Source organism: Neobacillus cucumis, assembly GCF_023715505.1.
The window spans coordinates 17,636-35,388 of sequence record NZ_JAMBOH010000018.1 but is presented as its reverse complement, the minus strand read 5'-3'; the positions used below and the strand labels follow the sequence as shown (position 1 = coordinate 35,388).

Here is a 17,753-nt window from a genome sequence, read left to right as displayed (position 1 = left end):
ACGCTCAGGGAATGAAGGCAAAGAACGCCTTCTTTCCCTGAGCGTCTTATGCTTGCCCGGGGCTGTTTAAGGCGCTTGCGCTTTTGTTCTTATCACTTATTTTGCATAAAAATTTTCCGTATAGTATGGCTGTGACTCATTATTAAAGGCAACGCCTACACCGAGATACGTGTACCCCTTACGCAGGATATTTTCCCGGTGCCCTAGTGAATTCATCAATCCCTCATGGGCAAAAATACTACTGAACTGGCCATAAGCCAGGTTTTCACCCGCCAGCTGATACACGATATCATCCGCTGCCATCCGGTCAAACGGTGATTGCCCCTTTAGATTGGTGTGGTCAAAATAATTATTAACGGCCATATCAGAACTATGCTTTCGGGCGGTTCCTTGTACATGCTCATCCCACGTAAGGATCGGAAGCTGGTGTTCAACCCGGGCAGCATTGGTTAAGTCAAATAACTGATACTCAAAGCCTTCTTTTAACTGCGAGCTTGGTTTTGTATAAAAGTCTACTTTCTTATTTTCTAGGTCTTTGCTAATCAATTGAACTGCTGTAACAGTATTGCCTTCATGTTTATCATAAAAAACGGTGACATAGGTATTATCTCTCAAGAAAATATCATAGTCCTCCTGTTCAGGTAATTTGTAAAGGACAAGCCCTTTTTGAATACTGGTTAGGGGATTTCCAAGCAGGTTACGAACTGTTTCTTTTGCTGTCCCTAATTTGATTCCCTTTTTGGAGGCAATTAAGTCTTGGTTGGAATATAAGCCAGCCACTTTATCTTCATTATCGTACATGACCATGAAGAAATTCTGGTAATTATCATGATAGGTATTCCAAGTGGTCCCATATTCATTAAAGGTAGAACGGTTAGGCGTCCCTAGATTTTCGATAACGTCATCTTTACTATCGCCCAATTCAATGTTAAAAATAGAGAAGTCCTGTTGTGCAGGTGTATTTAATTCTACCTTTGACTCATTATTTGATCCAGTTGATTGTTGTTTCTGTTTAGTACTATCATCTAATAGAACGCCAAGCTGTTTCAAGGCAGTTTGGATTTCAGTGTATATGGTTTGAATGGTTGTTTTGACTTCAGGGTTGTCTTTTAAAGTCTTCACTTCGGAAATACTATTGGAAAGACTGGTATTGTCAAATTGTTTTTCTATAAAAGGCCATGAAGAATGTATTAAAAAAATAGCAATTATAATCGTTAGAAAACGAAACATAGATTTTCCTCCATTTCTATTAGAATTTTAACCAAAAATCTTTAATAATATAAGTAATATGCTTATAGTAGTCAATTTTTACATTGATATATTAATATAATATTTAGATTGAAAACGTTTACAGGTATTAAAACTCTAAGGTATTGTTTGGTATCGAAAAATGGATTAGTTAGTACTATAGAACTAAAAATAGTAAATGTAACTAATGTTCAAAGATTGTTCAATATTTCACAAACTATTATCGTTTTTCCGTGTTATGATGTAACCATAAAGAAACAAGGAGCGATAAGACATGATGATTTGTGAATGGCAAACCTTCTCAACAGATGCTGAAACTTATACCCAAGACCTCTTCGAAGAAATAGTTGGTGACCCATTTGAAGTCATGCTGATGAAAGAAAATGAGGAGATTCCAAGTTGTATTTGGACAGTAAATTATGTAGTCATTGTTAAAAAATACTCCAAAGTATTAACAGAAATTTTATTTGAAAAAATCCCGCGCAATCCAGTGTGTGAATAGTCATTTCATTGATTTTTAAATAATCTTGTGAAATTACTCACAATATAGCATTTCAATTTATGCTAAATTCGGAAATCTAATTTTTTTACAAATCTATGTGAATTACTTCACATATATAATAATTGGAGGGAATATCATGGCAGTAGTAGAAAAGTCAGTAAAAGAAAAACAGAATGTAACAGACATGATTAATGGCTTAGTTGAAAAAGGTTTAAAAGCATTAGAGGTATTTAGAGGCTTTGAGCAAGAAATAATTGATGAAATTGTTAAGCAAATGGCACTAGCAGGTCTTGATCAGCATATGCCGTTAGCAAAACTTGCTGTCGAAGAAACAGGAAGAGGCGTTTACGAGGATAAAATTATTAAAAACATGTTTGCAACCGAATATGTATACCACAACATTAAATATAACAAAACAGTCGGCATCATTAACGAAAACGAACATGAAGGCATGATTGAAATTGCTGAGCCTGTGGGCGTCGTTGCAGGGGTAACACCAGTCACTAATCCAACATCGACAACAATGTTTAAAGCACTAATTTCCATTAAAACACGTAATCCGATTATCTTTGCCTTTCATCCATCTGCACAAAAATGCAGCAGTGAAGCAGCCAGAGTATTAAGGGATGCAGCTATTAAAGCAGGAGCTCCAGAGAATTGCATTCAATGGATAGAAACACCTTCTTTAGAGGCGACACAAGCATTAATGAATCATGGTAAAATTTCGATGATCCTTGCCACTGGCGGAGCGGGCATGGTGAAATCCGCTTATAGCTCAGGAAAACCAGCTCTAGGAGTTGGACCAGGAAACGTTCCGTGCTACATTGAAAAAACAGCAAATCTTAAACAAGCGGTGAATGATTTAATTCTTTCAAAAACATTCGATAATGGTATGATTTGTGCTTCTGAACAAGCCGTTATTATCGATAAAGAAATTTACAACGATGTTAAAAATGAGATGATCGCAAACAATTGTTATTTCTTAAATGAAGAGGAAAAAGAAAAAGTAGAAAAGTTAGTCATTAATGAACATTCTTGTGCGGTTAATCCTGAAATTGTCGGTATGGCCGCCTATAAAATTGCTGCGAAGGCGGGAGTGACTGTTCCAGAAGGCACAAAAATCCTTGTAGCAGAATTGAAGGGCGTCGGTCCTAAGTATCCGCTATCTAGGGAAAAATTAAGCCCAGTCTTAGCCTGCTATAAGGTGAACTCTACTGATGAAGGTATTAAGAGAGCGGAAGAAATGCTTGAATTTGGCGGGTTAGGACACTCTGCAGTCATCCATACAAACGACCAAACCGTTATTAACAAGTATGGCATACGGATGAAGGCAGGAAGAATTATTGTTAATGCTCCATCATCACAAGGTGCGATAGGGGATATTTACAATGCCTATATGCCATCTTTAACACTTGGCTGCGGCACATATGGTGGTAACTCTGTTTCTACGAACGTAGGGGCTGTACATTTAATTAATATCAAAAAAGTAGCTAAAAGGAATGTGAATATGCAGTGGTTCAAGGTTCCGTCTAAAATTTACTTTGAGAAAAACTCAACTCAATATTTAGCAAAAATGCCGAAAATCTCTAAAGCCTTCATTGTTACTGACCCAGGCATGGTGAAATTAGGATATGTAGACAAAGTGCTATACTACCTTCGTAAACGTCCGGATTATGTGCATTGTGAAATTTTCTCTGATGTAGAACCAGATCCATCTATCGAAACCGTTATGAAAGGCGCGGAAATGATGGCTAAGTTTGAGCCAGATGTGATTATTGCCCTAGGCGGCGGGTCTGCGATGGATGCTGCAAAAGGAATGTGGCTGTTCTATGAATACCCAGACGCCGAATTCTTTGGCTTAAAACAAAAATTCCTTGATATTCGCAAACGGATTGTAAAATATCCTCATTTAGGTCAAAGAGCACAATTTGTTGCGATTCCAACTACATCAGGAACTGGCTCTGAAGTAACATCTTTCTCTGTTATTACAGATAAACAAGCCAATATTAAATATCCGTTAGCTGACTATGAGTTAACACCTGATGTTGCCATTATTGATCCGCAGTTCGTTATGACTGTTCCAAAACATATTACGGCTGACACTGGTTTAGACGTGTTAACTCATGCAATTGAGGCTTATGTATCTTGTATGGCGAATGATTTTACAGATGGCTTAGCCATGAAAGCGATTCAGCTGGTATTTGAATTTTTGCCTAGAGCTTATCGAAATGGAAATGATGAAGAAGCACGTGAGAAAGTTCATAACGCGTCAACCATTGCAGGTATGGCCTTTGCAAATGCATTCTTAGGAATTAACCACAGCCTTGCGCATAAACTGGGAGCTGAGTTCCATATAGCACATGGACGTGCTAATGCTGTCCTATTACCGCATGTCATTCGTTATAATGCAACAAAACCGAAGAAGTTTACTGCATTCCCTAAATACAATCACTTCAAAGCTGACAAGCGCTACGCAGAGATTGTAAGAACTTTAGGATTACCTGCTGCTACTACTGAAGAAGGTGTAGAAAGCTTAGTTCAGGCGATTATCCGCTTAGCCCTAGAATTGGAAGTTCCGATGAGTCTTGCCGCAAATGGTATTGATCAAGCAGAATTTGAAAGTAAAGTAGACTTACTTGCAGATCGAGCATTTGAAGATCAATGTACAACAGCAAATCCTAAGCTTCCGTTAGTAACTGAATTAGCAGAAATCTATCGCTTAGCATATAAAGGAATCTAATGAAATAACAACAAAAAAACTCAAGCCACTAGGTTTCAGTTTTTTTGTTGTCTCCATTAAGCTCATTAGAAAAACGATTTGACAATTTCTTCATGTTTATTACATACCGTACAGGTATACTCTATTTCTAGGGTATCTTCACGTACCATATGTTCGGTTTCCTTTTGGCATTGCTCACAATATAGGTTTCTTGGAATTTCAATCATTTTTTCAACATCCTTTAGTTTATTTCTAAAATCGTTCATTATAAGATTAATATCCCAGATATTAGTTGAAAAATTCTAAAAGGACATATAATATTTACATCGTTTAATATAAATTTCTAGCAACTGTATGGGAGCCTTGGAAGGAGGAATTTTACATGGAAAATAATACACTAGAAACATGTACCAAAATTTTAAAACATGCCAAGAACATTGTTGTGTTGACTGGTGCGGGTATAAGTACAGAGTCTGGAATCAAAGACTTTCGTTCGCAAACAGGGATTTATGAACATGCACCAGAATACATACTTTCTCTCGATTATTTTTATAAACACCCAAAGGAATTTTATCAGTTTGCAATTGAAAATTTATACCACCCTGACGCTGTACCGAATAAAGGACATCAAATTCTCGCTAAGTGGGAGGCAGAAGGCAGGGTTGGCTCTATTATTACACAAAATATCGATGGGCTTCATCAAAAAGCAGGCAGCAAAAATGTGATAGAGTTCCATGGAACAATAAAAACAGCCACGTGTCAAAACTGTGGAAAGAGATATTCTACTAGTGAAATGATTAATCGTATCGAAACCCTGGAAGACTTTTACTTGTGTAATCATTGTGAGACAAAGCGGAAAGAGGACCGCTTTATTAAACCGGATGTTGTTTTGTTTGGGGATACCGGTGAATGGTTTACGATGGAAGGTTTTAACCATATTCTTAACTTGATTCGCGGAGCAGACTGTTTACTGGTATTAGGAACCAGTTTAAAAGTAACACCTTTCTCCACCTTCCCGCAATATAAAAGTGCCGGTGTGCCGATCATTATCATTAATAAGGGAGATACACCTTACGATTTTGCACCAAATACCTTTGTTATTCAAGAATCAATTGGATCGACCCTCACGAGGATCGTGTTTTAATTTCACTTTGTCTTTATTGATGTGCATGATATACTTTAGTTGCCAAAATTTGGCGAGGTATGGACAAGATTAAAGAAATCGGAGGGAAGTATATAATGTTTACTTCTATTAATGAATTTAGCCAGGAATGGAACCAAGAAGCGGCGTCTACCCAAAAAGTTTTGGATGCCTTAACGGACGCGTCACTCCAACAAGAAGTTTCCTCTGAAGACAGGACATTAGGGAGGATTGCCTGGCATATCGTGACAAGTACGCCTGGCATGATCAATGAGTTTGGCATTAAGATGAACAATGTGGAAAACGCAGACACAACACCTGTCTCTGCACAAGAGATTGCTGAGACTTTTAGAAAGGTCAGTGCGGATGTTGTGGAACAGGTAGAGAAGCAGTGGACAGATGAGTCATTAACGGAAATTCAAAATGTGTTTGGGATGAATATGCCTAAAGCGGTCACTCTTTCACTATTAATTAAGCATATTATTCATCATCGCGGCCAAATGACTGTCTTAATGCGTCAAGCAGGGTTAAAGGTTCCGGGAATATATGGTCCGGCAAGAGAAGAATGGAGCCAGGTTGGCATGGAAGCTCCAGCCTTATAACCAGAAGTTCATTAAAATTACTATATAATAATATTATGTAAACTTAAAATAGACATAAAAAGATGTCTGGTTGATTATTACAACCGGGCATCTTTTTTTTTGAACGAATTATCTTTTAGCCTGTTTATATAATTCAATTGTTTTATAGCCTTCGCTTAAAACTGTCTCCATTTCCATCTGCCGTTTTTCTTGTGTCTCTTTTCTTTTGGCACTATAGATGTAACGAGCCCAATCTTTTTGATAGCCCGGAGTTAAATCATTGTATTTATTTAAAAGTTCTTCATCTTTTTGCAAGTATTGCTTTATATCTTCAATATTGTTAATGTAGTCATCCACACATTGGCTGCTTTTATTAGTAGAAGACTTTTGCGATTTCTTTGGAGTGGATTTTAAACCAACCACCGTAAAGACTTCATTTAAGCTCACCATTCTTGCAAACTTGATATTGCTGTTAAGTACATAACCATCCTCAGCGGAAGGCAGGGCGCTAATAAAACTGTCTCGGTCTATGTATTCTTTATATACTTTATTATTCTTTTTAGGATAAGCGAAGTATAAATAGCCGTTGTCCTCTAACAGTTGGTTCTTAATTACATTTTGTAGTTCATTTATGAATTCCTCTAAGCTAAAAATGAAACTCATGATAAGATCATATTTGTCTTTTTGTATCGACGAATCATATTCTAGTTCTTGAAATTCATTGACTTGCTCTGGTTTATGGAGGATAAGTTTGTTTTTGTATTTCTGCAAGTTTAATTTTTCAATTATACTCTTCGGGGCGGCCATGGTTTGTACTCCTTCAGGATTATGATTAAAGTAATATTCTCATTCATCTTAATTCAGCACTTCAGGATTAATCAAGTTTTTAGGACGTTTTCCTGTTAGGCCTGCAAGTAAATTTTCAACGGCCAGCTCAGCCATTTTAAGTTCGGTTTCATAGGTAGATGAGCCGATATGTGGTGTCGTGACAACATTTGGTAACTGAAGCAAGGGATTATCCAATTTAATTGGCTCAATTTGGTAAACATCTAAAGCCGCTCCATGAATTTCCTTATTTCTTAGGGCTTGGATTAATGCTGTTTCATTTACCGTTCTACCACGTGATCCGTTGACAAAAATAGCAGATTTTTTCATTAGTTTAAATTCTCGTTCGCCCATTAAATTTTCCGTCTCAGGTGTGAGCGGTGTCATGAGGCAGACAAAGTCTGATTCTTTTAGCAGGGTGTCAAGGTCGCAATAACTGGCGTTATATTTTTCTTCTGCCTGTAAATTTCGATTGCGATTATGGTACAAGATCTTCATATCAAATCCTAAGTTAGCACGTTTTGCAATAGCAGATCCAATTTTCCCCATCCCAATGATCCCAAGAGTTTTATGATGAACATCTATCGCATATTCTGCAGTAGTTAAATGGCCTTTCCAATTTCCAGATTTCACAAAGTGATCCAATTCAGCAATCCTGCGGGCAGAGGCTAAGAGGATTCCGAAAATAGCATCCGCTGTAGTATCCTCGAGGACGCCGGGCGTATTTGTTCCCATCACGCCGCGTTTTGTCATCTCTTCAATGGAAAGGTTATTATAGCCGGTGGAATTATTCGATACAATTTTTAAATTTGGCGCCTGGTCAAGTAGTTCTTTATCGACCGGAAGAGCGAGTCCGACAATCCCTTCCGCATTTTTTAGTGCCTGTTTAAAAACAGGATCTGTTTTAGGATTAATGCAATCAAATACTTGTACCTCAAACTGTTCGTTAAGTTTTTCAAGAGCTTCGGTTAATTCAAAGTTATAAGCAATGATTTTTCGTTTCATGGTCTTAATCTCCTCGTATATAGGAAGTCATGTTTATACTTTTTAAAGTGACATAAAGTGATAATACAGTCAATAACTCTTAAAACAAATACTTAAATAAATAGATCTTAATATAAAATGATTTGTTTAAGTAGTAGGCCCCGTTTAATTCGGAAAGAATGGAAGAATCATTCGATAAAATGATAGTAAAACTCAGTCATATCTATAGAGAAGCTCGAAAATAGCATAGTGATAGCAACAAGGTTTATAATTGCTATTGGATCGATAGCGATCGTTCTTCTCCCACTTGCATTTATATTTTAAACATCTCATAATTCGACACAATTAGCCTTTCACCTGCTAATAGTCCAATATACCCAAAAAGACCGCAGTATAAAAAAGTTCAAAATAGCTAGAAAATGTCCTTATTTTTGAGCTTTCTTTAAAATTTTTTGTTGAAATGAATACGTCGTACTATACAAACCAGCCTATTATTTTGCTAAAATATTAAGTAGAATAATTGGGAAAAAAGTACTTTTTGCATTAAAGTTAATTTTCTGTATTATAAAGTAATAGTGGTTTAGGAGGAAAAGTGAATGTGGGATCTTGACATGAATATAGATCAAATTGCTAGAATAAAAGTTATTGGTGTTGGCGGAGGAGGAAATAACGCTGTTAACCGTATGATTGAGGATGGAATCCAAGGTGTTGAATTTATTGCTGTTAATACGGACGCACAAGCTCTTAATCTTTCAAAGGCGGAGATTAAAATGCAAATTGGTGCCACATTAACAAGAGGACTGGGCGCAGGGGCGAACCCTGAAGTCGGTAGGAGAGCAGTAGAAGAGAGTAGAAAGCAGCTGCAAGAGGTTTTAGAGGGAGCCGATATGGTATTTGTCACCGCTGGTATGGGTGGCGGCACCGGAACTGGGGCTGCACCTGCTATTGCGGAAATTTCCCGTGAACTTGGTGCTTTAACGATTGGGGTAGTCACACGGCCGTTCGGATTTGAAGGAAAAAGGCGTGCTGTAAATGCTGCCACTGGAATTGATTTAATGAGAGAAGCTGTTGATACATTAATAATTATTCCCAATGACCGCTTATTGCAAATTGTCGACAAAAAAACGCCAATGCTCGAAGCATTTCGTGAAGCAGACAATGTTCTTCGTCAGGGTGTTCAAGGGATCTCTGACTTAATTGCTGTACCAGGACTAATTAATCTGGATTTTGCCGATGTCAAAACGATTATGACGAACCAAGGGACTGCTTTAATGGGAATTGGGGTAGCCAAAGGCCCAGACCGTGCCGTTGAAGCAGCAAAAAAAGCGATTTCAAGTCCATTACTCGAAACGTCGATTGATGGGGCTCAAGGCGTGTTAATGAATATCACAGGCGGAAGTAACTTAAGTCTTTTTGAAGTCCAAGAGGCCGCTGACTTAGTTGCATCAGCATCTGACCATGAATTAAATATGATCTTTGGTTCTATTATTAATGATAATTTAAAAGATGAAATTATGATTACAGTCATTGCAACAGGTTTTACAGATGAATATAGTCCGTCCCAAAGACCAGCAGCATCTCCTGTAAAGGAAACTGTATCACAGCAAAATCGACTAGAACGGTTTGAGCCAGCAGTTCAGCAGGAGCACAGCGGACAAAGAAATTACCACGATGAGCCAAAACATAGTTACGATGGTTCATCTCAGGTACAAGAGGACTCACTCGACATACCAACATTTTTACGTAATCGGAATAGAAGACGATAGTTTATAGTAAACACTCTCATTCATATTATTTGAATTGGGAGTGTTTTATTTTGTGAGTGATCATTTAATGCTTACGACATAGCGTTCTGATATGGATTATTTTAATCATTTTAAAATAACGATTAATTAGCCTGTTTTAGATGTAAAATATTTATAAAATAGGTTTTTGATTAAGGGTAATGGATAAATAATTGATGTCGAGATGTTGTACTCAATGTATAAAATTATTGTTACGGAAGATTTGAACGATACAAACTCTTGAAAAATAAGTATTTTTCAATTGCTTTAATTGAACTAAAAGTATAAGATATACTTTATGCGAATTAACGTACAAAATGACAAACAAAGTGTCAAGGGGGAAACTAAATGGAACAAACCAAACAAAAACATACAAATCGTCCACCTTACGGTATTATTGCCGTATTAATGGTGGGTGCTTTTATCTCATTTTTAAATAATACGTTACTAAACATTGCACTGCCTTCAATAATGAAAGATTTAAACATTCAGGCAGCGACGGTTCAGTGGCTTACAACAGGCTTTATGCTTGTAAACGGAGTTTTAATCCCGATTAGTGCCTATTTAATTCAAAAATTCTCCGTTCGTCGTATTTTCTTAGCAGCTTTAGGGTTATTTACCGCCGGAACTGTCCTCGCTGGATTTGCCCATGTTTTTCCGGTGTTGTTAGGCGGACGGATGCTTCAGGCTTCTGGTTCTGCAATTTTAATGCCGTTGTTAATGAACGTAATGCTCGTTAGCTTTCCAATTGAAAAAAGAGGAGCGGCAATGGGAGTTTTTGGTCTAATTCTAATGTTTGCTCCAGCGATCGGTCCTACTTTATCAGGCTGGATTGTCGAGAATTATGACTGGAGAATGCTTTTCCACTTTATTACACCAATTGCGATTATTGTTTTCTTGATTGGATTATTCTTGCTTAAAGATAAAAAGGAAAAGGTTAATCTTCGTTTAGATTTCTTATCCGTGATTCTTTCAAGTATAGGGTTTGGGGGAATTCTTTACGGCTTTAGTTCTGCAGGAAGTAAAGGATGGGACAGCCCTGAAGTTTATGGGACGATTATGGTTGGGATTATCTCCTTGTTCACATTTATTTGGCGCCAAACAAAGCAAGAAGCACCACTGTTAAATTTCCGTATCTATAGGTATCCAATGTTTGCTTTATCATCAGTCATTTCTATGGTTGTAAACATGGCTTTGTTTTCCGGGATGATTCTTCTGCCTATTTATACACAAAACCTGCGGGGAATTTCTCCAATGGATGCAGGATTATTGCTTATGCCTGGGGCTATCTTGATGGCGTTCATGTCACCTCTTACAGGGAAACTATTTGATAAAATAGGCGGGAGAATTTTAGCTGTCACTGGTCTAACGATTATTGTTGTGACGACCTATGCTTTCAGCAAGTTAACCCTCCATACAACCTATACACATTTGATTATTATCTATTCTGTACGGATGGTAGGAATGTCGATGGTTATGATGCCGGTATCGACAAATGGTCTAAATCAGCTTCCAAAACGTCTTTATCCGCATGGAACGGCCATGAACAATACATTAAACCAGGTTGCTGGTGCCATCGGAACAGCATTAATGGTTACGATTATGTCAAACCGTGCTGAATCAGAGGCTAAAGAACTAGGTAAGGCAGCCATGCAGCATTTAACTGCGCCGCCATCAAAGGCCGCTTTAGCAGAAATGAAACAGCAAATCATGATGCAATCGATGTTAAATGGTATTAACTTTTCTTTCTTAATCGCAACGTTTATTGCAGCCATCGCACTTGTGTTATCCTTCTTTATCAAACGCTCTAGACAAGGTGAAGACTTTGAAGAAAATAGTCAAGCAAAACCTAACGATAAGAAGATATCACCCAAACTTGCAGAAAACTAAGGTGCCTGACACCATTTGTGCTATAAATACGTTGTTTGTGCTCATTTCTTTTAGGAGAAATGAGTTTTTTTATTTAGGAAGTTTTCGAAAATGAAAGGTAAATTGAAAAATGTTAGCGTTTTATTTCGAAAAATTCACAAAATAACTTTTAATGAAAGCGTATGCTATAATGAAAATAAAACATCAGCAAGGGGAAATCGGAATGTTGAAGGATCTTTTCATCGGTTTATCACAAAATGAATTTTTAAATCACGCCGCTAAAAAGTATGGACTAAAAATGGGGGCACAAAGTGTTGTCGCCGGGACTAATATACCGGAAGTAATCAAAAGCATTAAGGAACTTAATGCTCAAGGTATTTCATGTACCGTTGACAATTTGGGGGAATTTGTCTTTAAAGAAGAAGAGGCGACAGCTGCAAAAGAACAAATTCTTAAGGTTATTGAAGCCATTCATGAACATCAAGTGGATGCACATATTTCATTAAAGCCAACACAAGTGGGATTAGATATCGATTATTCCTTTTGTTTAAATAATATTAGAGAGATTGTCCAGCAGGCGAACCGATATGATATGTTTGTCAATATTGATATGGAAGATTTCAAACATTTGGAGTTGACCTTTAAACTATTGGATGAAATGTCACTTGAATATGATAATGTGGGTACAGTGATTCAGGCATATTTTCATAAAGCGTTGGAATACCTGGAAAGATATCAAAACTATAGAATCCGGATTGTAAAAGGTGCTTATAAAGAGTCAGAAGAAATCGCTTATCAAGATAAGAAGGATATTGATTCAAACTTTATTAAATTGATTGAATGGCATCTCTTGAATGGGAAATTCACTTCGATTGCGACGCATGACCATCGGATTATTAATCACGTAAAAGAGTTTGTTAACCAAAACAATATTCCACAAAACAAGTTTGAGTTCCAGATGCTGTACGGATTTAGGAATGAACTTCAATTAAGTTTAGCCAGTGAGGGATATAATTTCTGCACTTATGTTCCTTTTGGAAATGATTGGTTTGGATATTTTATGAGACGTTTAGCCGAAAGACCACAAAATTTAAATCTTGTGGCTAAACAAGTATTTAATAAGAAAACTAACACTATTATTGGTGTCGCAGCAGGAGCGTTCTTATTAGGCCGATTGACCAAATCTAACAAAGATAATAACAAAAAAAGAAGATAAATGTATTAATACACCAAGAGCCAGGTTGCAAAAGAACCTGGCTCTTGGTGTCAGGCACCACTTGTAACAGCGTTGTAGGAGTAATTGCTGTCGTCCCATTGGTAGATTCCTTCTTGGAGTTTGATGATGGTGTCAAAAGGGCGGTTGACATGGTTAATGTTTTCTGCAGGATGAGCATCCTCGTCCTGTAGGTCATTATGGCTCTTTTCGTAGATTAAATGTTGTTTTAAGGTGAGCATATCTGATTTGGATGCGATGCGGATGACCTTATCTAGTGTGATTTTCTTTTCGCTGATTCCATAGCTATTACAGATGCTTGTCTGAAAGTTTTTGTTATATTGAAGCATCATGTGTAAATCATTAATACAAGCAACGCCAAAAACATCTTTAATAACATCCTCATAACGAAGCTGTGTGCCAGTCGCAAATTTAATAATGTTTTTCTCCGGATTTTCTAATCGATAAACCGTCTCAATTGTATTTTCCATGGTAACACATCCATTCAATTAATAATTACTATATCATGAAACCAAAGCAAATAGGATTAAGCGATGGTGATAAGTGTTTTACTAGTGAAATTTAACACATGTATATATTATAACACATAATTAACCGCAAAATGTGACAGTAAAATCGGCATGACGAAAAAATTGTCGAATGAAAGCGCTTCGTATTTATTAAAGAAATATTCACAGGTTTCTGGATGAAAATGCTATAAAATAAGAGTATGTTAATTATTTCACAAATAATAGAAATTGAAGGTGTAAAGAATATGGGTTTTAGTAAACCTGATCAAATCATGGCCATTACGGTCGAAAACGGAGTTAAAAAAACCAAGTATGCACCACTTCAAACCATCATATTAGGATTTGAAGCAGGAGCATTTATAGCCCTTGGTTATCTGTTATTTATCCGTGTAACCGCTACGTTAACCGGCAATTTAGAAGGATTAGGAAGTTTGATTGGTGCGAGCGTATTTCCGATCGGTCTTATTCTGACGTTACTGGCAGGCGGTGAACTTTTGACTGGGAATATGATGGCGGTGCCTTTAGCAAAGATGGCAAATAGGATCAGTACAGGAAAGGTACTATATAACTGGTTCCTTGTAACCATCAGTAATTTTTTAGGATCCATTTTTGTTGCCTACTTCTTTGGACATCTTGTCGGCTTAACGGAAGCAGCTCCTTTTTTAGAAAAAACCATCAGTATTGCAGATCACAAACTGGAAGCAACCTTTCTCCAGGCATTTATTTCCGGGATTGGCTGTAACTGGCTGGTTGCATCTGCTGTTTGGCTTTCATATGGTGCAAATGACATGTCTGGAAAAATCTTAGGTATTTGGTTTCCAACGATGGCGTTTGTTGCCATCGGATTCCAACACGTTGTGGCTAATATGTTTGTCATTCCTGCGGCCATCTTTGCAGGACATTTTACATGGATAGAATATATTCATAATTTTATCCCAGTCTTTTTAGGCAATGCCGTTGGCGGTACGATATTTATTGCGATGGCTTATTGGCATACCTATAAAAAATACCTGCCGGTTTTAACAGAGGCAAAGGTTGTTAAGCCAATGGCGAAAACTGGCACAAGATGATAAATAATCCTTTAAGCAGTTTTGAACAATGGTTCAGGGCTGCTTTTTTATAGTTAAAGAAATTATAAAATTTTCGCTTGCGGATAACTCTTAATAAATAGACTATCGACGTCCAGCTCCAGCGCCTATCCCCTCGATGGTCTACAGCTACTCAGGGAATGAAGGCAAAGAACGCCTTCTTTCCCTGAGCGTCTTATGCTTGTCGGGGCTGTTCAAGGCGCTTGCGCTTTTGTTCATAATCTTCTCTTTTACTAGCTTCTAACCAGTAATAATGCTGTCTTCAGGAGAATAAAATGGGTGAATGGAGGCAATCCGTTTGCGAAGTTGACTGAATCACTTTAGAAAAAGAGGAGTAGTTGGGAAACATGGTAAAGAGAAGATGGGCCATTTTAGTTTTATTAATTGGGAGTTTACTAGGTTTAGCAGGATGTAATGAGAAGGCAGCCACTAAAAAGCCAGACCATGAAAAAGAAAAAGTGACAGAATCACAAAAGGAGCCAGTTCAGAAGCCACAGGAGCAATCGCAAAAGGAAGAAGATAGGAAACCAGTTGTTGTCAATGTCATGGATCCCAATACCAAAAGCATTGTTAAAACTTTTTTACCAGAAGATTTAGGGTATGCAAGTAATCCAGATTCATATAAACAGGAAATAGAGCAGTGGGCCAAAGAGCTAGCAAGAGGAACAGATAAAACAGCGGGATATGATCAACGGATGGTCCTTGATAAAATCGATGCAAATGGACAAATTGTTAAAGGAAAGCCCTTGATCATTTTAGATGAAGCGGAATTAGTGAATCGAGTGATGACCGCATCAGCTATGGGCGGCGATGTCGAACTTCCAATAACTATAACAGCAAGCGGCTATAAGCAGGAAGACACTGCCCATTTAAATGAAGTGGTAGTAGGTTCCTTTACGACTTATTTTAACAGCGGAGTAGTGGGCCGTTCAAAAAATATCGAGCTGTCTGCAAATGCGATTAATAATGTTATTGTTGGCACAGGCGACATTTTTTCGTTTAATACAACGGTCGGCCCAAGTGATGCTGCCCATGGTTACCAGCCGGCAAAAGAAATTGTTAATAAAAAAATGGTGATGGGCATTGGCGGCGGAATCTGTCAGACATCGTCGACGCTGTTTAATGCGGTTGACCAGGTTGGGGTTAGTTATGTCGAAAAGCATCATCATTCCTTATCTGTTGGCTATGTTCCACAGGGAAGAGATGCAACGGTATCCTTTGGTGGTCCAGATTTCCGTTTTAAAAACACAACCGGTGTTCCGTTTTTAATTAAAACGATATACGCTAAAGGTAAATTAACGGTGGAAATTAGAACATCAGCAGCCTATCAAAGTCTTATAAAAAAATAAAAGTATAGGATGCTGCTAGAGATTTAGCAGCACCCTTATAAATTTTAACATAAGTTATCAAACATGTTATAATTTACTAAAAAGGGAGGTTGGACAATGGAGGAAAAAGTAATAAAAGCAATTCAAGATGAGTATCCAGATGATTTTGCCTGGTGTTATGGCTGTGGCCGCCTAAATGGTGCAGGCCATCATTTCCGAACTGGCTGGGAAGAAGATAAAACCGTAACGGTTTATACACCGAAACCGGAACATACGGCGCTGCCTGGATTTGTTTATGGAGGACTTATTGCTTCGTTAATTGATTGTCATGGTACAGGATCTGCTTCCTTGGCCTTACACCGGAAAAATGGTTTTGAACCGGGTGAAGGGAAGGAACCGCCTCGTTTTGTAACCGCTTCCTTAAATGTAGAGTTCTTAAAGCCGACTCCACATGATGTCCAGTTAAAAGCAATAGGAACGGTTGAGGAAATTCATCCAAAGAAATTTAAAGTAGTGGCAGAAGTATTTGCAAATAATGGTCTTTGCGCTCGTGGAGAAGTAATTGCGGTCGTCATGCCAGGTAGTTTTTTAAAGAAATAAGATTTAGTAGAATGATAGTGGATTCACCTTTTTAAAAAGAATGGAGCCATTGTAATAAAAATGTAATACTTCCAAATGAAACCAATTGCACCCCTGGATCGTCATATGTATTGAAGGTTTTTACAGGGGGGAAATGGATGAGCTGGCTGAAAAAAATGATCATCACTTTGATGTTTAGTTTGACACTCGCTGCTGGACTTTTTATTGGGTTCTTTGGTCCTGTCTTATTTCAGGAAGGTAACCCTGTACCCCTGCTAGTATCTATCCTTAAATTGAAAACTACCGATTCTAACTACGTTCAATTTCTTAATTCAGAAAAACAGAGCATGTATTTAGCCGCGAACCAAGGAAAGAACCCACTTTTCGAAGTTAAGGAATTTATGAAGTCAAAAGGGTGGGAATTTGAGGAGCAGATGGGTTCGGGATTAATTTTTCTAAAGGACGAGAATGAAGCAATCGTGTTGACAAGACAGTATTCTAAATACTTTGTTATATGGGATGTTTCAAAAAGTGTTGTAAGATAATATGAATTATTAAGACCCCCTAATCCGCTGATGACTAGGGGGTTCATTCATTTATGTCCTCTTTAATTTGATGATTCTCGCAGTTTGCTTTTTTTGAAAAGTGATTTAATATTAACACATGTAGCTAATAGGAGGGTAAGTATGTTAAAAGAAAAGATAAAAAAGTACATATTGGAAAAAGAAAGCCAATCAACTGCTGAAGGGGTTGTTCTCTTTAGAGAGGAAATAGAATTCGCAGAACAAAACCAGCTTGCAGGTGAGAGTCATTTAGTCGAAAAGGATGCAAATACTCGTTTTGATGACGCTTATATTGAACGTTGTGATAAAGAAACGGAAAATATGTTAAAGAATGAAACATCAGCATTTTTGTCTGAACCACTTGATTATCTTAAGAAGCATAAAAATGAGTTTATTTATTTCGAATCGAGATGGTTTGATTTTGTCAATGTGGATGCGATCTCGCTTGAAGTGGATGATGTATTCGGAACCTATGACGTCATGCTCGGGTTAAAGTTTCAGAAGAAATATGAGAAGCAGCTTAAGGAATATTTAAATACGCATTTATCAGGTGAGGAAGCAAAATTTGATTTAATGTTTAGTAATGATGACGGGTTATGGAATTTAAACTTTGCATTGAATTATGTAGAAGGTTTTCGAGAGGATATGACAATGGGTGAGTCCTTCCAGTTAATCTATCATTTCTTATTTAAATTGGTAGAAGCCTCAGAACCCGCGCGATAGGGGAGGAAGACAAAAAATCCTAATCAGCTTTGTAGACTGATTAGGATTTTTTTGTCAAATGCCCGAGTGTATAGAT

The 17,753-nt window shown here is 37.5% G+C and carries 17 protein-coding genes; 12 read left to right on the top strand and 5 right to left on the bottom strand.

Features of this window, described 5'->3' with window-relative positions:
- Nucleotides 1-96 precede the first annotated feature (96 nt).
- On the bottom strand, nt 97-1,230 hold the full coding sequence (locus M3226_RS21505) for a CAP domain-containing protein (RefSeq protein ID WP_251570495.1): 1,134 nt from the start codon (nt 1,228-1,230) through the stop codon (nt 97-99).
- A 292-nt stretch (nt 1,231-1,522) separates the two neighbouring features.
- Between M3226_RS21505 and M3226_RS21500 the strand changes: the two genes are divergently transcribed.
- Nucleotides 1,523-1,750: a hypothetical protein gene (locus tag M3226_RS21500; protein WP_251570493.1), complete on the top strand. Its 228-nt coding sequence runs from the start codon at nt 1,523-1,525 to the stop codon at nt 1,748-1,750.
- Nucleotides 1,751-1,886: 136 nt separating this feature from the next.
- Nucleotides 1,887-4,490, top strand: coding sequence for a bifunctional acetaldehyde-CoA/alcohol dehydrogenase (adhE, locus tag M3226_RS21495; protein WP_251570491.1), 2,604 nt, complete (start codon nt 1,887-1,889; stop codon nt 4,488-4,490).
- A 65-nt stretch (nt 4,491-4,555) separates the two neighbouring features.
- Here adhE and M3226_RS21490 read toward each other — a convergent pair whose 3' ends face one another.
- Nucleotides 4,556-4,735, bottom strand: coding sequence for a hypothetical protein (locus M3226_RS21490; RefSeq protein WP_251570489.1), 180 nt, complete (start codon nt 4,733-4,735; stop codon nt 4,556-4,558).
- A gap of 116 nt (nt 4,736-4,851) precedes the next feature.
- On the opposite strand from M3226_RS21490, the gene M3226_RS21485 reads away from it, so the two are divergent.
- Both M3226_RS21485 and M3226_RS21480 read left to right on the top strand, forming a co-directional pair.
- Entirely contained in the window at nt 4,852-5,613 is a 762-nt protein-coding gene (locus M3226_RS21485) for an NAD-dependent protein deacylase (RefSeq protein WP_251570487.1), read from the top strand.
- A gap of 95 nt (nt 5,614-5,708) precedes the next feature.
- Nucleotides 5,709-6,212, top strand: coding sequence for a DinB family protein (locus tag M3226_RS21480; RefSeq protein ID WP_251570485.1), 504 nt, complete (start codon nt 5,709-5,711; stop codon nt 6,210-6,212).
- A 108-nt stretch (nt 6,213-6,320) separates the two neighbouring features.
- Here M3226_RS21480 and M3226_RS21475 read toward each other — a convergent pair whose 3' ends face one another.
- Both M3226_RS21475 and M3226_RS21470 read right to left on the bottom strand, forming a co-directional pair.
- Nucleotides 6,321-6,998, bottom strand: coding sequence for a YdeI/OmpD-associated family protein (locus M3226_RS21475; protein WP_251570483.1), 678 nt, complete (start codon nt 6,996-6,998; stop codon nt 6,321-6,323).
- Between the two features lie 48 nt (nt 6,999-7,046).
- Complete coding sequence (locus M3226_RS21470) at nt 7,047-8,021, bottom strand: 2-hydroxyacid dehydrogenase (RefSeq protein ID WP_251570481.1); 975 nt, start codon at nt 8,019-8,021, stop codon at nt 7,047-7,049.
- 575 nt (nt 8,022-8,596) lie between these two features.
- Between M3226_RS21470 and ftsZ the strand changes: the two genes are divergently transcribed.
- From ftsZ to M3226_RS21455, 3 genes are all read left to right on the top strand, one after another.
- A complete protein-coding gene (ftsZ, locus tag M3226_RS21465) occupies nt 8,597-9,766 on the top strand; it encodes a cell division protein FtsZ (protein ID WP_251570479.1) in 1,170 nt (389 codons plus the stop codon).
- Between the two features lie 366 nt (nt 9,767-10,132).
- Nucleotides 10,133-11,674 (top strand): DHA2 family efflux MFS transporter permease subunit, encoded by a 1,542-nt coding sequence (locus M3226_RS21460; protein ID WP_251570477.1) that lies wholly within the window; start codon nt 10,133-10,135, stop codon nt 11,672-11,674.
- Nucleotides 11,675-11,876: 202 nt separating this feature from the next.
- Complete coding sequence (locus M3226_RS21455; RefSeq protein WP_251570475.1) at nt 11,877-12,869, top strand: proline dehydrogenase family protein; 993 nt, start codon at nt 11,877-11,879, stop codon at nt 12,867-12,869.
- 50 nt (nt 12,870-12,919) lie between these two features.
- Here the strand turns inward: M3226_RS21455 and M3226_RS21450 are convergent, their stop codons facing one another.
- Nucleotides 12,920-13,357, bottom strand: a complete 438-nt coding sequence (locus M3226_RS21450) for a hypothetical protein (RefSeq protein WP_251570473.1) — start codon at nt 13,355-13,357, stop codon at nt 12,920-12,922.
- Between the two features lie 284 nt (nt 13,358-13,641).
- Here M3226_RS21450 and M3226_RS21445 point away from each other — a divergent pair, with 284 nt between their 5' ends.
- The 5 genes from M3226_RS21445 (at nt 13,642) to M3226_RS21425 (ending at nt 17,677) form a co-directional block, all read left to right on the top strand.
- On the top strand, nt 13,642-14,466 hold the full coding sequence (locus M3226_RS21445; protein ID WP_251570472.1) for a formate/nitrite transporter family protein: 825 nt from the start codon (nt 13,642-13,644) through the stop codon (nt 14,464-14,466).
- Nucleotides 14,467-14,831: 365 nt separating this feature from the next.
- Nucleotides 14,832-15,833: a VanW family protein gene (locus M3226_RS21440; protein WP_251570471.1), complete on the top strand. Its 1,002-nt coding sequence runs from the start codon at nt 14,832-14,834 to the stop codon at nt 15,831-15,833.
- A 96-nt stretch (nt 15,834-15,929) separates the two neighbouring features.
- Nucleotides 15,930-16,412, top strand: coding sequence for a PaaI family thioesterase (locus M3226_RS21435; protein ID WP_251570470.1), 483 nt, complete (start codon nt 15,930-15,932; stop codon nt 16,410-16,412).
- Nucleotides 16,413-16,549: 137 nt separating this feature from the next.
- Complete coding sequence (locus tag M3226_RS21430) at nt 16,550-16,936, top strand: hypothetical protein (protein ID WP_251570469.1); 387 nt, start codon at nt 16,550-16,552, stop codon at nt 16,934-16,936.
- 141 nt (nt 16,937-17,077) lie between these two features.
- Entirely contained in the window at nt 17,078-17,677 is a 600-nt protein-coding gene (locus M3226_RS21425) for a branched-chain amino acid aminotransferase (RefSeq protein ID WP_251570468.1), read from the top strand.
- Nucleotides 17,678-17,753 lie beyond the last annotated feature (76 nt).

Coding starts and splice junctions, on each gene's coding strand:
- M3226_RS21505 (WP_251570495.1), bottom strand. CDS start 1,230: ATGTTTCGTTTTCTAACGATTATAATTGCTATTTTTTTAATACATTCT.
- M3226_RS21500 (WP_251570493.1), top strand. CDS start 1,523: ATGATGATTTGTGAATGGCAAACCTTCTCAACAGATGCTGAAACTTAT.
- adhE (WP_251570491.1), top strand. CDS start 1,887: ATGGCAGTAGTAGAAAAGTCAGTAAAAGAAAAACAGAATGTAACAGAC.
- M3226_RS21490 (WP_251570489.1), bottom strand. CDS start 4,735: ATGAACGATTTTAGAAATAAACTAAAGGATGTTGAAAAAATGATTGAA.
- M3226_RS21485 (WP_251570487.1), top strand. CDS start 4,852: ATGGAAAATAATACACTAGAAACATGTACCAAAATTTTAAAACATGCC.
- M3226_RS21480 (WP_251570485.1), top strand. CDS start 5,709: ATGTTTACTTCTATTAATGAATTTAGCCAGGAATGGAACCAAGAAGCG.
- M3226_RS21475 (WP_251570483.1), bottom strand. CDS start 6,998: ATGGCCGCCCCGAAGAGTATAATTGAAAAATTAAACTTGCAGAAATAC.
- M3226_RS21470 (WP_251570481.1), bottom strand. CDS start 8,021: ATGAAACGAAAAATCATTGCTTATAACTTTGAATTAACCGAAGCTCTT.
- ftsZ (WP_251570479.1), top strand. CDS start 8,597: ATGTGGGATCTTGACATGAATATAGATCAAATTGCTAGAATAAAAGTT.
- M3226_RS21460 (WP_251570477.1), top strand. CDS start 10,133: ATGGAACAAACCAAACAAAAACATACAAATCGTCCACCTTACGGTATT.
- M3226_RS21455 (WP_251570475.1), top strand. CDS start 11,877: ATGTTGAAGGATCTTTTCATCGGTTTATCACAAAATGAATTTTTAAAT.
- M3226_RS21450 (WP_251570473.1), bottom strand. CDS start 13,357: ATGGAAAATACAATTGAGACGGTTTATCGATTAGAAAATCCGGAGAAA.
- M3226_RS21445 (WP_251570472.1), top strand. CDS start 13,642: ATGGGTTTTAGTAAACCTGATCAAATCATGGCCATTACGGTCGAAAAC.
- M3226_RS21440 (WP_251570471.1), top strand. CDS start 14,832: ATGGTAAAGAGAAGATGGGCCATTTTAGTTTTATTAATTGGGAGTTTA.
- M3226_RS21435 (WP_251570470.1), top strand. CDS start 15,930: ATGGAGGAAAAAGTAATAAAAGCAATTCAAGATGAGTATCCAGATGAT.
- M3226_RS21430 (WP_251570469.1), top strand. CDS start 16,550: ATGAGCTGGCTGAAAAAAATGATCATCACTTTGATGTTTAGTTTGACA.
- M3226_RS21425 (WP_251570468.1), top strand. CDS start 17,078: ATGTTAAAAGAAAAGATAAAAAAGTACATATTGGAAAAAGAAAGCCAA.